Raw genomic sequence first — 13,345 nt, 5'->3', positions numbered from 1 at the left:
AACCGTTTTGTCCGTTTCCCCTTGAGTTGGCGCCGGATTGCTCTGCATAAAGGCGGAAATACCCCTCCATCTTTCCCAAGCAGGATCATGACGAAGACCTCCCGCAAGGCTCCGCGCGGCCGTGGTTTGCGCGCCGCCACCTCTCTGCTGGCCACGTCCCTGTTGACCGCCGCCGCCGGCATGGTGACGCCGGCCCTGGCCGCCGACCGCGATCCCGACATGCTGGCCCTGGGTGTCGGCATCTATGACCAGTCGTGGATCGACCCGCCCGCCTTCTTCCAGGTGGACGCCGACACCCCGCACGACCGCACCCAGTTCGTCACCGCCGAATACCGCTTCGGCTGGTCGCTGGTGAAGGTGGACGACTGGTTCGCCATCAAGCCGCTGGTGGGCGTGATGCAGACCTTCAAGGGCAGCTTCTACGGCTATGGCGGCCTGCAGGCCGACTTCACCTGGGGCCGTTTCTTCATCACCCCCAGCGCCGCCGCCGGCTATTACGCCCATGGCGACGGCAAGGACATGGGCTATCCCCTGGAGTTCCGCACCCAGATCGAGACCGGCTACCGCCTCAGCAACGGCGACCGCTTCTCCATCGCGCTCAGCCACATCTCGAATGCCGAGCTGGGCAAGACCGTCACCATCCCGGGCACCCCGCGCACCCGCACGGTCAACCCCGGCGCCAACAACCTGGTGGCCTATTACAGCTTCGCCCTCTGATCCGTCAGGCGAGGGTGAATGAAAGAGCGGCGCGGAAGGGGCACTTCCGCGCCGTTTCTTTTACGCGTCGGCACGGCGTCGGAAACGGGGGTGGCGGAATGGGCCGTGGCGGGCATGGAAAAGGCCGGCGCCAACCGGTCCGTGCCGCATCATGTCGTCAGTGTCTTGGAAGGGGGGATTTGGTGGAGCCGAGGAGGATCGAACTCCCGACCTACGCATTGCGAACGCGTCGCTCTCCCAGCTGAGCTACGGCCCCACACTCAAATCCGGCGGCGGGCATAGTCCCGGGCGCCTGAAGTGGGCGGGATAATGCTCAGGGCGACCCCGCCTGTCAAGCGGCCATTCTGCCGGGCGGACGGAATATCCGTCCTGCGGTGACGCGGCGCCCGTTCCCTGGCGCGTGCCCTGGGTCCGCTTGGGTCTCCGGCGGTGCGGCCAGTGCGGCCCCGTGCTGGACAAGGGGGCGGCCCGCCCGTAGGGTGGCGGCCATGCCGTTGAAACCATTGGGGACGGAACCGCCATGGATCCTTTGATCCGCACCATCCTGGAATTGCTGCTCGTGGTGCTGAACCTGGCTTGGTGGGTGCTGATGGTCAGCGCCATCCTGAGCTGGCTGGTGATGTTCGGGGTGATCAACACCCGCAACCGCTTCGTCGCGACCCTGATGGACGTGACCTACCGCCTGACCGAACCGCTGCTGCGCCCCATCCGCAACGTCGTGCCCAACCTGGGCGGGGTCGACATTTCCTTCATCGTGCTGATGCTGATCATCTGGGCGCTGGAACGGCTGATCCAGAACTACATGTTCAGCAGCCTGATGTTCCGCTAAGGCGGTGGCCGAGGGTAAACCGGCCGCCGAGGCGATAGCCGGCGGGGTGCGCGTGTACCTGCGCGTTACTCCCCGCGCCTCCCGCACCGCCATCCAGGGCCTCATGGAGGGGCCGGAGGGCCGCCAACTGCTGAAGGTGGCCGTCACCACCGTGCCCGAGGATGGCAAGGCCAACGAGGCCGTGGTGAAGTTGCTGTCCAAGACCTGGCGCGTCCCCAAATCCAGCCTCACCATCGTCGCCGGCCAGACCGACCGCAACAAGGTGGTGGAGGTGGCGGGGGAGGCGCAGGCGCTGCTGGCGGTGGTGCGCGCCTCCTGCCCAGGCTGATCGGAGCATGATTGGCGGCCGGGACCGGCACGCTATCGCCGCCCCCGTGGCTGGAGTAGGATCATGGCCTCCCACCAGCGAGGCCCCATGCCACCCCCGAAGAAGAAGCCGCCTCCCCCGGCCAAGCTCAGCGCCATGGACCAGATGATCGCCGACTGCGTCAAGAAGGCCAAGGCGCGCAAGCGCTCCGGCCAGACCGACAAGGAATGGCGGGCGACATACGCCGCGACGCTCAAGGGCGAGGACGACCGGTCGGCCCCGATGAGCGAAACGCCCTTCGCCGGGGATGCGTTCAAAAAGAAGTAACGGCGGCCGGTCCCAAGGATAGTTCCCGAAGAATAGCCCAACCCGGCTCCCAGGGGGGAGGACTGCGATTTGCTGCTTGCCAGCGGCTATCATCGATCAATGCCATAAGAATTAACCTGATAGGTCCGTGTGTGCCGGGGTTCAGGATGAAGCGATTCGTGTGGGGCCGGTCAATTGTGGCCGGAATAATGGCCGGCTTCTGTTTGCAAGCGGCGACAGCCGCGCCGGTTCAATCCGTGGCGGGTTCCCTGGCGGCGGCCTTCGCCGAGATTGACAAGCGATTGGCGCCGCACAACCAGGGCTTCGGATTGGACAATGACCCTGCCGCACCTGACCTGTTGCGGCAGGAGTGGGATTTGTATGCGCAGGCGGCGGCCGACTGCCTGAATACGCATCCCGATGCGACAGAGGCGGATGTCGCCGCCGCCGTGCAAGGCCTGTTGCCGCCAGACAAATTCGGCGCGCCCTCCATCAATGTGCTGGCGCGACGGCTGGACGTGCAGTCGGTTGTTGTCGCGGCTCGGCAGAATGAAGTCGGCACCGCTTTTATTTTGGGAATCAGGGACGGGCGGTATCAGCGTGTCTGGAGCATCGCTGACGCGCCTGACCAAGCCTACCCCATCGCCTTCAAGACACTCGGCGCTTGGTCCGTATCAGGCGCAGAGCCGGGGTGCGGTGAGGCATCCGTGTCTGATGGTGGAGGGGCATGCGGTCCCCTTTTCCCCACTGATATAGGTCTGCTCCCGATCCGTGCCGATGGTCTCAGCCGTTTCTATCTTGATGCTGACCACGCTCAAATGATGGGGGCGACCGTTGGGGCCCAGATCAGCGTTTGGGACTGGAATGGCCGAACGGCCAAGCCGGCAGCGGTGCATCTTTTCGCGCGCATGGTTGATCAAAACGTGGGGACGCGCGTGGACGGTGATCGTTTGCGGGTACGCACGAAGGGGGAGTTCAAGACCTTCTCCGCCTGTGGTCAATGCGAGGGGCGGCAGGTCGACTGGACCCTGCGCGTCACCCCCGATGGCGTTGTTGAGGAAGGGGAAACCAGCGCCATGCCCGAACTGGACGTGGTGGACCACTTCCTTGAACTGATGACAAAGAAACAACCGGCCGGAAGCGTCGCCGCGTCCCAGGCGGTGACGTCTATGCGCGCCATCCTGGATGCGGATAAAGAAACGGCGTCGTTGGACAACTTCGGCATGCTGGACACGGCCACGGTCGTAACGATACGGGGCCGAAAGTCGCTGTGCCTGATGGTCGATGAACTTCCGGCAATTCGCTTTTTCCTGGCGGGTAATCGCATCGTCGGGGTCCGCCTCATGGCGAATGACGAGCCCTGTGACGACCCGCGCGCTGCCCGATTGGTTCTTTGATGGAGTCTGCTGTCCGCCCCGCCCAAGCTCCTCCCCGGCATCGCTGATCGCTTGGGCGGAGGCGTTGCTGAAGCGTGTCCGTCAAGGGGATAGGGCGGCGCCCAGAGCAATGGAAAGGGCGAAGCTCAAGCTCCAGAGCCAAGCTGCGGTGCGCGGGAGTCCCAGACAGGTCGCCCGCCGCCAGAGATACGCCGGGGGGAGAAACACCCATAGGGCCGTGAAATTCCGCCCAGCCTTGTCCAACGCGGCGCGAATGACGTTCCGGTCGAGACCGGCCAGGACAAGATAGACGAAGCAAGACGCCAAATTGGCGATCTGAAGGGCATCCTTGGGCCCAAGGCCAGGATGGCGGATCAGGGTCTGCTCCAGGGCGGTGGCGATCAGGGGAACAACGGTAAAACCATAGGCGAAGACATTGGCCGCCGGCCCCAGAGATGGGGCGGATGGTAGGGACTGTCCCATCGTCATCATTGTTCAACCCGTGCCGTATGCACCAGGAACGAGAATACGCCAACGCGGTGGTAAAAGCGCCCAACAAAAAAGCCCCGCCCGGTCTCCCAGGCGGGGCTTTTCCTGAAACGCTAAGGCTTACTGCTTGCCGGCCATGGCGCCCAGGCGCAGGCGCAGGGCGTTCAGCTTGATGAAGCCTTCGGCGTCCTTCTGGTTATAGACGCTGTCGGCCTCGAAGGTGACGTAGTCCAGGCGGTACAGCGAGTTCGGGCTCTGGCGGCCGACCACGCGGGCGGAGCCCTTGTACAGCTTCAGGCGCACGACGCCGGTGACGCGCTTCTGGGTGTTGTCGATCAGGGCCTGCAGGGCCTCGCGTTCCGGGCTGAACCAGAAGCCGTTGTAGATCAGCTCGGCATAGCGCGGCATGATCTCGTCCTTCAGGTGCATGGCGCCGCGATCCAGCGTCAGGCTCTCGATGGCGCGGTGGGCGACCGACAGCAGGGTGCCGCCGGGGGTCTCGTACACGCCACGGCTCTTCATGCCGACGTAGCGGTTCTCCACCAGGTCCAGGCGGCCGATGCCGTTGGCGCCGGCCAGCTCGTTCAGGCGGGTCAGCAGGGCCGCCGGGCCCAGCTTCTGCCCGTCGACGGCCACCGGGTCGCCGCCCTCGAACTCGATCTCAACATAGGTCGGGGTGTCCGGCGCCTTTTCCGGGGCGACGGTGCGGGTGTACATGTCCTCGTCGGGCTCTTCCCACGGGTTCTCCAGCGCCTTGCCCTCGTAGGAAATGTGCAGCAGGTTGGCGTCCGTGCTGTACGGCGCCTCGCCGCGCTTGTCCTTGGCGATCGGAATCTGGTGCTTCTCGGCGAACTCCAGCAGGGCGGTGCGGCTGTTCAGGGTCCATTCGCGCCAGGGGGCGATGACCTTGATGTCCGGCTTCAGGGCATAGTAGCCCAGCTCGAACCGCACCTGGTCGTTGCCCTTGCCGGTGGCGCCGTGGGCCACGGCGTCGGCGCCGACGGCCTTGGCGATCTCGATCTGGCGCTTGGCGATCAGCGGGCGGGCGATGGAGGTGCCCAGCAGGTAGACGCCCTCATACAGCGTGTTGGCCCGGAACATGGGGAACACGAAGTCGCGCACGAACTCGTCACGCAGGTCGTCGATGTAGATGTTCTCGGGCTTCACGCCCAGCAGCTCGGCCTTCTTGCGGGCGGGCTCCAGCTCTTCACCCTGGCCCAGGTCGGCCGTGAAGGTCACGATCTCGCACTGATACGTCTCCTGCAGGTATTTCAGGATGACGGAGGTGTCGAGACCGCCAGAGTAGGCGAGGACAACTTTCTTGACGCTCATGACTGTACGCCCGCTAAAGGTCAGGGTGGAATGCGTCCGGACGTTATCCCCCGGCCGCCCGCCTGGCAAGATTAGTGCGCCTGTCGCGACCGCATCCCCAGCCCGCGCGGGTCTCGCCCGGACGGGGATGTTCGTCGTACGACGAATAATCGGTTGGTGCAAAAGCGCTGTCGGGTTATGTTAGTCGTACGACGAACATCCCTCGGACTTGAGGTGGTTGATGGCTGTTGTTAGCCGAACGGCGAACAGGAAGAGGGACCGGGAGGCGGCACTGGCCCAGTTTGGCGCCATCGTGCAGGACGTGGCCGACGCTGTCCCGCTGGATGGCCCCGATCGTCTGGGTGCCCTGATCCGCGCCCGGCGCCAGGCTTTGGGCATGACCTTGCGGGAGGTGGCGGCCGGCACGGGCCTCAGCCTGTCCTTCCTGTCGGCGGTGGAAAACGGCAAGCCCACGGCGGAGTTGGGCAAGGTCATGTCCTACATGCAAGCGCTGGGCATCGATCTCTTCGGAGGATTGCGATGACCGGGGACGGCCAGGCGCTGGAGGTTTTCCTGGGCGAGCGGGGCGTTGGCGTTCTGGAGGCCGACGACCTGGGCCGCCTGACCTTCACCTATGCCGACCGCAGTCCGCTATCGCGGTTGTCCATCAGCTTGCCGCCTCGGGCCGAGCCTTATACCGATGCGGAGTGCCGGCCCTTCTTCGCTGGACTGCTACCGGAAGGGGATGCCCTGGCCGCTGCTGCCGGGCGTCGCCGGTTGGAGACTTATGAGACATTTAATCTGTTGCGCGAATATGGCGCCGAATGTGCCGGCGCTGTGCGGCTGCTGCGGCCTGGTAGCCGGCCGGAGATTCCCCAGGATTATGAGCCGCTGGAGGAAGCGGACCTCGCCCGCATCATTGATGAAATTCCAACGTCGCCGAATTTCGCCGCCGACCGACGGGTTCGTCTGTCCCTGGCCGGGGCTCAGCCTAAAACGGCCGTCGCTTTTCTGGACGGGCGCTTCCACCGTCCCCTCAACGGCTCCCCTTCCACTCACCTCATCAAGGTTGCCCCTGCGGGAAAGCCGGATTTCTCCCTGGTGCACAAGGCTGAGGCTTTCTCCATGGCGCTGGCGGCCAGCCTGGGGGTGGAGGTCGCGGAAACGACCCTTCGCTCATTCGCTGGGCGGGAATGCCTTTTGGTGGAGCGCTATGACCGACGCGTCGAGGGCCGCCGTGTCCACGAAATCCATCAGGAGGATTTCTGCCAGGCGCTGGGCTATCCGCCGGAACGCAAGTATGAGTTTTCCACCGCCGCCGATGGGGCACTTCGGAAGGTGGGGCCTGGATTGGCCCAATGCCTCGCCCTGATGCAGCAGACTGCGGCGCCCTTGCTGGGGCGGGCAGAATTGATGCGGCGGGTGATAGCCACCGTGCTGCTCGCCAACGCCGATGCCCACGCCAAGAATTTCAGCCTGCTCTACGACGTGCCGGGCCGGGCGCCGTCCTTGGCCCCCGCCTATGACATGCTGTGCACCCGGATCTTTCCGGTCACGGAAGACATGGCCATGGCTGTTGGCGGGGCCATCCGGCCAGACGAGATTCGCAAGGTTGATTGGCTCATGCTGGCGCCGGCTGCCACCCCTGGCGCCCTCACCGGCCTGGAGGCCGCAGTGAAAGCGCAGGCGGAGACTGTGCTATCCAAGCTGGGTGCGCTGCGGCAAAGGCCGGAATTCGCCGGCATCCAGCCCTATGAGAATATTCGCCGCTGTGTGGCCGAGGTGGTGCGCAGCGTGGCGGCAGCCTTCGGCTGGACCATACCGGCCGAGGCGCCGCCCTATCTTGCGCGCGCCGGTGGCTGGACCATCCCCAGCTGATTTACCCCTTCTGCCGGGGCCAGCGCGTATAGGCCAGGTACCACAGGGCGGGGACGCCCAGGACGGGGAAGTACAGCAGCAGCGCCCAATAGGGGTTGCGGCCTACCTTGGCCAGCACCAGGCCGGCGGCGCAGACGGCGATGGTGGCCAGGGTGACGACGATCAGCAGGGCGGCCCAGTTGGGCAGCAGCAGGCCGAGGGCGGGGGCGTAGGCCAGGGGCAGCATGGGCGCTTACTCCGACGCGGCGGCTTGGGCCGCCGCCCGCTCGCGCTTCAGGCGTTCGCGCGGGTGCATCTTGGGTTGGCGGGCGGGCAGGACGGGCCAGGGCGTCTTGGCCAGCAGCACCAGGAAGGTGACCGGGCCCAACAGCGGCAGGGCCAGCCACAGGGGCCAGCGGCGGGGAAGGCCGGCGCGCGTGACCACACGGTAGGCCGGCCACAGCAGCAGGGCCGTGACGCCGAGGTGGATCATCAGGCTGTTGACGAGATCGGTACCGAGATCCAAAGCGCGCGTCCCCCAGGGGCCTATCGGCCGGATGATAGCCAAAGCGCCGCAGGGATTACAGGCCGGCGTCATCGCCGCCATGAGGTGGCTCAGGCGCCGGGACGGAAAAGCGCCCCCAGCGGCATGATCCCTCATGCCGCTGTAGGACGCGACCGCGTCCGCCGGAGATTTCCGGGGAACGAAGTGGACTGGAAATCGAGGACAAGCCAAAGGGCCGGATGGCCCTGCCGGCGCTTGAGGAACCTAATTAAAGAGTCCCCGTCGCGGCCAGCACGGCTTCCTTCTCGGCCACCTGGGCGGCGTACTCGGCCTGCAGGGCCTTGTGCGCCTCCAGGGCCGCGATGCGGGCCTGGGCGGTGGGCTTGGTGCTCTCGCTCTTCAACTGGCCGCAGGCGGCCAGGATGTCGCGGCCGCGCGGGGTGCGCACGGGCGAGGCGTAGCCGGCGTTGTTCACGAAGTCCGCGAACTTGGTGATCTGCTCGTCGGTCGAGCACTCGAAGGGCGCGCCCGGCCAATAGTTGAAGGGGATCAGGTTGATCTTGGCCGGGATGCCGCGCAGCAGGCGCACCAGCTCGCGCGCGTCGGCCAGGCTGTCGTTCACGCCCTTCAGCATGACGTATTCGAAGGTGATGCGGCGCGCGTTGCTCAGGCCCGGATAGTCCCGGCAGGCCTGCATCAGTTCCTTGATGGGGTACTTGCGGTTCAGCGGCACGATGCGGTCGCGCAGTTCGTCATTCACCGCGTGCAGGCTGACGGCCAGGTTCACGCCCAGCTCATCGCCGCACTGGCGCATCATGGGCACGACGCCGGAGGTGGACAGGGTGATGCGCCGCTTGGAAATGGCGATGCCCTCGCCATCCATGACGATCTTCAGCGCCTTGGCGACGTTGGCATAGTTAAACAGCGGCTCGCCCATGCCCATCATGACGATGTTGCTCAGCATGCGCCCATCGGGCGGGGCCGGCCATTCGTCCAGGTGGTCGCGGGCCAGCATGACCTGGCCCACGATCTCGGTGGCGTCCAGGTTGCGCACCAGGCGCTGGGTGCCGGTGTGGCAGAAGCGGCAGGTCAGGGTGCAGCCCACCTGGGAGGAGACGCAGAGCGTGCCGCGGTCTTCCTCGGGAATGTGGACGGTCTCGATCTCCTGGCCGTCGGGCATGCGGGCCAGCCACTTGCGCGTGCCGTCCTCGCTCTTCAGGTCCTTCACGGCGGTGGGCCGGTCGATGACGTAGAGGTCGGCCAGCTTTTCGCGCACCGGCTTGGCCAGCGTGCTCATCACCGTGAAATCGGTGGCGCCGCGATGATAGATCCAGTGCCACAGCTGGCGCGCGCGAAAGCGCTCCAGCCCGGCCCGTGCGACCTCAGCCTCCAGATCGTCCCGCGAGAGGCCGACCAGGTTCACCCGCCCGTCCGCCCGAGGAGGCGGCGGGGCGAATTCCTTCATGTGATTTTCCACGCCCATGGCGGCGATAGATGGGCCAGATCGGCCCTCGAGTCAAAGGGGGGACTCGGGAAAAATGCGCGGGGCGGGGTTGCGTGCGGGGCCAGACCCCGCTATCGCGGGGGGACGAATAAGGATAACGGAGGGGAGGACCGGGCCATGATCCTGCATCAGCTGACGGCGGGGGATGGAACGCTGCTGACGGTGGCGGAGGGTGGCGTGCCCGAGGGCAGGCCCATCCTGTTCCTGCACGGCTTCGGCCAGAGCCATCGCGCCTTCCGCGTCCAGTTCGCCGGCCCTCTGGCGGCGGAGTTCCGACTGCTGGCGCTGGACCTGCGGGGGCATGGCCGGTCCGGCCGGCCGGAGGATCCGGCCGCCTATGCCGATGGCCCCCATTGGGGCGACGACGTCATGGCCGTGCGCCGCGCCCTGGGCTTGGCGGATGTGATCCTGGTGGGCTGGTCCTATGGTGGCGCCGTGCTGGCCGACCATGTGGCGGCCTATGGGACGGAGGGGATCGCCGGCGCGGTCTTCGTCGGGGCCTGCCCCCGCTTGGGCAAGGCGGCCGCCCCCTATTTGGGCCCTGCCGCCAAGGCCCATTTCCCGCCCCTGTTGTCCGACGACCCGGCGGCGCAGGCGGCCGGCGCCCGGGCGTTGGCCCATGACCTGGCCCGGGGGGAGATGGCGTGGGACGCGGCGGACGCGGCGGCGGCCGACACCCTGTCGGTGCCCCTGGTGGCGCGGCAGGCCATGATGCGCCGCCAAAGGGACGGCGCCGACCTGGCGGCCTTCGACCGTCCCGCCCTGGTGGTCCATGGCCAGGCGGATCCGGTGATCCTGCCGGCCATGGCCGATTGGCTGGCGGCAACCCTGCCCCAGGTGCAGGTGCATCTGTACGAGGGCGTCGGGCACGCCCCGTTCATCGAGGCGCCCCGCCGCTTCGACGCCGACGTGGCGTCTTTCGCCCGCCGGGTCTGAGGCGTTTAGGCCGCGCGCACCTTGGAAATGAAGGCGTCGACCTGGGCGCGCAGCGTGTCGGACTGCCGCGACAGATCCTCCGCCGCGGTCAGGACTTGGCTGGACGCCGCCCCCGTCTCCCCCGCCGCCTGCGTGACCGCGGTGATGTTGGTGGCGACCTCCGCCGTGCCGGAGGAGGCCTGCTGAACGCTGCGGGCGATTTCCTGGGTGGCGGCGCCTTGTTCCTCGACCGCCGAGGCCACCGTGGTCGCGATCTCGTTGATGCGCGTGATCGTGCCGGTGATGCCCTCGATGGCCTGCACCGAATCGGTGGTGGCCTGCTGGATGGCCCGGACCTGGGCCGAGATGTCCTCGGTCGCCTTGGCGGTCTGGGTGGCGAGCAGCTTGACCTCGGAGGCGACGACGGCGAAGCCCTTGCCCGCTTCGCCGGCGCGCGCCGCCTCGATGGTCGCGTTCAGGGCCAGCAGGTTGGTCTGGCCGGCGATGCCGTTGATCAGCTTCACCACGTCATCGATCTTCTGCGCGGCGGAGGCCAGGGCCTGCACCTGCGCGTTCGTCCGGCCGGCATCGCTCACCGCCTGGCTGGCGATGCGCGTCGACTCCGCCACATGCCGGCTGATCTCACCGATGGAGGAGGACAGCTCCTCCGCTGCCGAGGCGACGGTCTGCACATTGGCCGAGGCCTGTTCGGCCGCCGCCGCCACGGCGGTGGACCGATGGCTGGTCTGCGCGGCCGTGGACGACATGGACTGCGCCGTGGACTGCAACTGTGCCGAGGCGGAGGACACGGTGCCCACCACGCCCTTCACGCTGGCCTCGAACTCGTCGGCCAGCCTGGTCATGGTGGCGCGCTTCTCCTCCTCGGCCCGCCGCTTCATCGACTCCTGCTCGGCGCGCAGGCGGTCCGCCTCGATCATCCTGCGCTTGAACACCTCGACCGATGCAGCCATGTCGCCGATCTCGTCCTTGCGGCCGACACCGGGCACCTCGACCGACTGGTCGCCGCCCGCCAGGCGGGTCATGGCCTGGGTCATGCCGGCCACCGGCCGGGTGATGTCGCGCACGATCACGGTGCTGAGCACACCGGTGACGCCGAGCAGCGCCAGCGTCGCCGCCAGGGCAATCCACAGCACGCCCTGGGCCTCGTCCTGGACGCGCTCCCCTTGCGCCAGCAGATTGTGGGACAGGTAGTCCTCGACCGTCTTCATCATGTCGATGCGCGCGGTCGCCATCTTGTACCAATAGGAACCTTCGATACCGCCCAGCGCGTCCCCGGGAATGGTTTCCACAGCCACCTTGCGCATGCGCTCAACCTCGCTGACCGCTTCTCCGGTCACCGTGCGGGCCAGGAAGGCTTGGTCCTCGGGGGATGCGCTGGCGGCGAACAGCCGGAAATAGGTGGCCTCGTCCGCGACCGTGCCCAGGAAGCGCCGGTATTGCGCCATGTCGAACTTGCCCGCGGCGAAGGCCGGCGCGCCGTTCGCCCGCTCCTCTCCCGCGCGTTCCTTCGCCTGGGTGAAGTTGACGTAGGTCGACAGCGCCCGTGCCACGTCCGGGTTGGTCACCGACTTCGAAATCTCGATATCGGCGTCCAACTGCCGTAGGATCGTCGCCGTGAAGTAGGCGCTCGACTCGGCGGCCGGAATCTGCAGGCCGTCGATCTTGCGCCGCACCTCATCCAACCGCGCCAGGCGCTGAGAGGCGTCCGCCAGGATCTGGGCCAGCGCGCCGCCGGCCGAGGCGGCGTCGTTGCCTTTCAGCGCCGCCTCCAGCGCCCGGCGCCGCTGGTCGGTGCGCGCCCGCTGCTCCGGCAGCTCGCGCTGGAGCTGGGTGCCCTTGCTGCCCAGGAACACGGCCGAGGCGCCCCGTTCCCGCTGCATCTCATGCACCAGATCGCCGACCGTGGTGGCGAGCTGCGTCAACCGCGACAGGGTCCGCATCTGGGAGACGGTGGCCTGCTTTTCAGCCAGGATGAGGCTGGCGGCCAAGAGCAAACCCAGCGATGGCACCAGCAGCGCCAACACCACGCGGTGCAGGATTCGGAAACGGTTCATGGGGATCGGTATCTTCGGCTTTTCTAAAAAAAGCACGCTAATGCAATCGATCCCAAAGGAAAATTCGAAAGTTTGGTTAATTATAAATTTGATTTAATAAATAATATTCCGAGAGCGGTTGTTGCGCTGTTTACACGCCCCGTGAAAGAATCTCCCATGACGAAGTCATGGCCCCCGGCATCCTGTTGACGCCGCTGCCGATCCCTCATAGCGATCATGCGCCCTCGGCCAACTCCAGCAGGTCGTCCATATCCTGGATTTGGACCTTGTTGCCTTCCAGCAGGCTGATGGCCCGGCTGGTCTTCAACTGGGTGAAGGTGCGGCTGACGGTTTCGGTGGTCAGACCCAGATAGTCGGCGATGTCGGCCCGGCTCATCGGCACATGCACCGGGTTCGTCTTGTGGCCGCGCCGGCTGGCCCGCTGCGACAGCAGCAGCAGGAAAGAGCAGATCTTCTCCTTTGCCGTCTTGCGGCCCAGCAGCAGCATCTGGTCCTGCGCCGCCGCCAGCTCGTTCGACGCCATGGAGAACAGGCGGCGCTGCATCTTGGGGAACTCGTCCAGCAGCGCCTCCATGCGGCGGCGGGGGAAGCGGCACAGCGACACCGGCGTCACCGTCTCGGCGGTGTAGGCGTAGCTGTCGTTGACCGACAGGCCGAAGAAGTCGCCCGGCAGCAGGAAGCCGGTGATCTGGCGACGGCCATCGGGCAGCAGCTTGTAGACCTTCACGGTGCCGGAGGTGACGTTGTACAGGGTTTCCGCCGGCTCCCCCTCACCGAATACGGTGTGGCCGGCGTCGAAGCGGGTGGTCTGCAGGATCTCCGCCAGGCGGCGCAGCTCCTCCGCCTCCAGCGCGGCGCAGACGGTCAGGGTACGCACGGTGCAGGCGCTGCAGGGATGGATTTCCCCGGCCGGGTCGGACTTGGCGTTCGTCTGGACGGTCGCGTCCCTGCCATAGGCGAAATCGATGTGAGTCATTGCCGCACTCCGCTATCAGCCGCCACCCTTCGCCCGCTCATGGCGCGATTGTGGGTGGTGCGGCCGGTCTTTCGTTCCCCAATCAGTGCCGCGAGGCCAGCATATAGCCGGGGAACGACTTAGGAAAAGGCTAGAGATCGCCGTGACTGGCTTACTCCAACCCGTCGTTTATTCTTTG

General features: G+C 66.5%; 15 protein-coding genes and 1 tRNA gene. 8 read left to right on the top strand and 8 right to left on the bottom strand.

The window, feature by feature from the left end:
• Window positions 1-87 precede the first annotated feature (87 nt).
• Window positions 88-717 (top strand): acyloxyacyl hydrolase, encoded by a 630-nt coding sequence (locus ULB03_RS05620; protein WP_322482272.1) that lies wholly within the window; start codon window positions 88-90, stop codon window positions 715-717.
• 180 nt (window positions 718-897) lie between these two features.
• Here ULB03_RS05620 and ULB03_RS05615 read toward each other — a convergent pair.
• Window positions 898-973, bottom strand: a tRNA-Ala gene (locus ULB03_RS05615).
• A 264-nt stretch (window positions 974-1,237) separates the two neighbouring features.
• On the opposite strand from ULB03_RS05615, the gene ULB03_RS05610 reads away from it, so the two are divergent.
• From ULB03_RS05610 to ULB03_RS05595, 4 genes are all read left to right on the top strand, one after another.
• Window positions 1,238-1,546 carry a YggT family protein gene (locus ULB03_RS05610; RefSeq protein ID WP_322482271.1) on the top strand — a complete coding sequence of 103 codons (309 nt, stop codon included), beginning with the start codon at window positions 1,238-1,240 and terminating at the stop codon, window positions 1,544-1,546.
• A gap of 4 nt (window positions 1,547-1,550) precedes the next feature.
• Window positions 1,551-1,874, top strand: coding sequence for a DUF167 domain-containing protein (locus tag ULB03_RS05605; RefSeq protein ID WP_322482270.1), 324 nt, complete (start codon window positions 1,551-1,553; stop codon window positions 1,872-1,874).
• A gap of 87 nt (window positions 1,875-1,961) precedes the next feature.
• Window positions 1,962-2,180: a hypothetical protein gene (locus ULB03_RS05600; RefSeq protein WP_322482269.1), complete on the top strand. Its 219-nt coding sequence runs from the start codon at window positions 1,962-1,964 to the stop codon at window positions 2,178-2,180.
• A 146-nt stretch (window positions 2,181-2,326) separates the two neighbouring features.
• Window positions 2,327-3,556, top strand: a complete 1,230-nt coding sequence (locus ULB03_RS05595; RefSeq protein ID WP_322482268.1) for a hypothetical protein — start codon at window positions 2,327-2,329, stop codon at window positions 3,554-3,556.
• Window positions 3,557-3,637: 81 nt separating this feature from the next.
• Here ULB03_RS05595 and ULB03_RS05590 read toward each other — a convergent pair whose 3' ends face one another.
• Window positions 3,638-4,027, bottom strand: coding sequence for a hypothetical protein (locus ULB03_RS05590; protein WP_322482267.1), 390 nt, complete (start codon window positions 4,025-4,027; stop codon window positions 3,638-3,640).
• A 117-nt stretch (window positions 4,028-4,144) separates the two neighbouring features.
• On the bottom strand, window positions 4,145-5,356 hold the full coding sequence (locus ULB03_RS05585; RefSeq protein ID WP_322482266.1) for an argininosuccinate synthase: 1,212 nt from the start codon (window positions 5,354-5,356) through the stop codon (window positions 4,145-4,147).
• A 220-nt stretch (window positions 5,357-5,576) separates the two neighbouring features.
• On the opposite strand from ULB03_RS05585, the gene ULB03_RS05580 reads away from it, so the two are divergent.
• The gene (locus ULB03_RS05580; protein WP_322482265.1) at window positions 5,577-5,879 is read left to right on the top strand and encodes a helix-turn-helix domain-containing protein; all 303 of its coding nucleotides are present in this window, start codon (window positions 5,577-5,579) and stop codon (window positions 5,877-5,879) included.
• Window positions 5,876-7,213: a HipA domain-containing protein gene (locus ULB03_RS05575; RefSeq protein WP_322482264.1), complete on the top strand. Its 1,338-nt coding sequence runs from the start codon at window positions 5,876-5,878 to the stop codon at window positions 7,211-7,213. The genes ULB03_RS05580 and ULB03_RS05575 overlap by 4 nt, the downstream gene beginning before the upstream one ends.
• A gap of 1 nt (window position 7,214) precedes the next feature.
• Here the strand turns inward: ULB03_RS05575 and ULB03_RS05570 are convergent, their stop codons facing one another.
• From ULB03_RS05570 to rlmN, 3 genes are all read right to left on the bottom strand, one after another.
• Window positions 7,215-7,439, bottom strand: a complete 225-nt coding sequence (locus ULB03_RS05570; RefSeq protein WP_322482263.1) for a hypothetical protein — start codon at window positions 7,437-7,439, stop codon at window positions 7,215-7,217.
• Between the two features lie 6 nt (window positions 7,440-7,445).
• On the bottom strand, window positions 7,446-7,718 hold the full coding sequence (locus ULB03_RS05565; RefSeq protein WP_322482262.1) for a hypothetical protein: 273 nt from the start codon (window positions 7,716-7,718) through the stop codon (window positions 7,446-7,448).
• A gap of 247 nt (window positions 7,719-7,965) precedes the next feature.
• Complete coding sequence (gene rlmN, locus ULB03_RS05560) at window positions 7,966-9,180, bottom strand: dual-specificity RNA methyltransferase RlmN (RefSeq protein WP_322482261.1); 1,215 nt, start codon at window positions 9,178-9,180, stop codon at window positions 7,966-7,968.
• 138 nt (window positions 9,181-9,318) lie between these two features.
• Between rlmN and ULB03_RS05555 the strand changes: the two genes are divergently transcribed.
• Window positions 9,319-10,137, top strand: coding sequence for an alpha/beta fold hydrolase (locus tag ULB03_RS05555; protein ID WP_322482260.1), 819 nt, complete (start codon window positions 9,319-9,321; stop codon window positions 10,135-10,137).
• 5 nt (window positions 10,138-10,142) lie between these two features.
• On the opposite strand, the gene ULB03_RS05550 is transcribed toward ULB03_RS05555, so the two are convergent.
• Together ULB03_RS05550 and ULB03_RS05545 are read right to left on the bottom strand one after the other, a co-directional pair.
• Entirely contained in the window at window positions 10,143-12,191 is a 2,049-nt protein-coding gene (locus ULB03_RS05550; protein ID WP_322482259.1) for a methyl-accepting chemotaxis protein, read from the bottom strand.
• Between the two features lie 214 nt (window positions 12,192-12,405).
• On the bottom strand, window positions 12,406-13,068 hold the full coding sequence (locus ULB03_RS05545; protein WP_322483784.1) for a Crp/Fnr family transcriptional regulator: 663 nt from the start codon (window positions 13,066-13,068) through the stop codon (window positions 12,406-12,408).
• Window positions 13,069-13,345 lie beyond the last annotated feature (277 nt).

Source organism: Nitrospirillum goiasense (assembly GCF_034427435.1).
Lineage (GTDB): Bacteria > Pseudomonadota > Alphaproteobacteria > Azospirillales > Azospirillaceae > Nitrospirillum.
Note: the sequence above shows the minus strand (reverse complement) of the source record. Positions and strands in the feature narration are given on the sequence as shown.

Bases quoted from the DNA above. Each gene is read 5' to 3' on its own strand.
- ULB03_RS05595 (WP_322482268.1), top strand. From the start codon at position 2,327: ATGAAGCGATTCGTGTGGGGCCGGTCAATTGTGGCCGGAATAATGGCC.
- ULB03_RS05580 (WP_322482265.1), top strand. From the start codon at position 5,577: ATGGCTGTTGTTAGCCGAACGGCGAACAGGAAGAGGGACCGGGAGGCG.
- ULB03_RS05550 (WP_322482259.1), bottom strand. From the start codon at position 12,191: ATGAACCGTTTCCGAATCCTGCACCGCGTGGTGTTGGCGCTGCTGGTG.
- ULB03_RS05555 (WP_322482260.1), top strand. From the start codon at position 9,319: ATGATCCTGCATCAGCTGACGGCGGGGGATGGAACGCTGCTGACGGTG.
- ULB03_RS05600 (WP_322482269.1), top strand. From the start codon at position 1,962: ATGCCACCCCCGAAGAAGAAGCCGCCTCCCCCGGCCAAGCTCAGCGCC.
- ULB03_RS05585 (WP_322482266.1), bottom strand. From the start codon at position 5,356: ATGAGCGTCAAGAAAGTTGTCCTCGCCTACTCTGGCGGTCTCGACACC.
- ULB03_RS05620 (WP_322482272.1), top strand. From the start codon at position 88: ATGACGAAGACCTCCCGCAAGGCTCCGCGCGGCCGTGGTTTGCGCGCC.
- ULB03_RS05575 (WP_322482264.1), top strand. From the start codon at position 5,876: ATGACCGGGGACGGCCAGGCGCTGGAGGTTTTCCTGGGCGAGCGGGGC.
- ULB03_RS05610 (WP_322482271.1), top strand. From the start codon at position 1,238: ATGGATCCTTTGATCCGCACCATCCTGGAATTGCTGCTCGTGGTGCTG.
- ULB03_RS05570 (WP_322482263.1), bottom strand. From the start codon at position 7,439: ATGCTGCCCCTGGCCTACGCCCCCGCCCTCGGCCTGCTGCTGCCCAAC.
- rlmN (WP_322482261.1), bottom strand. From the start codon at position 9,180: ATGGGCGTGGAAAATCACATGAAGGAATTCGCCCCGCCGCCTCCTCGG.
- ULB03_RS05590 (WP_322482267.1), bottom strand. From the start codon at position 4,027: ATGATGACGATGGGACAGTCCCTACCATCCGCCCCATCTCTGGGGCCG.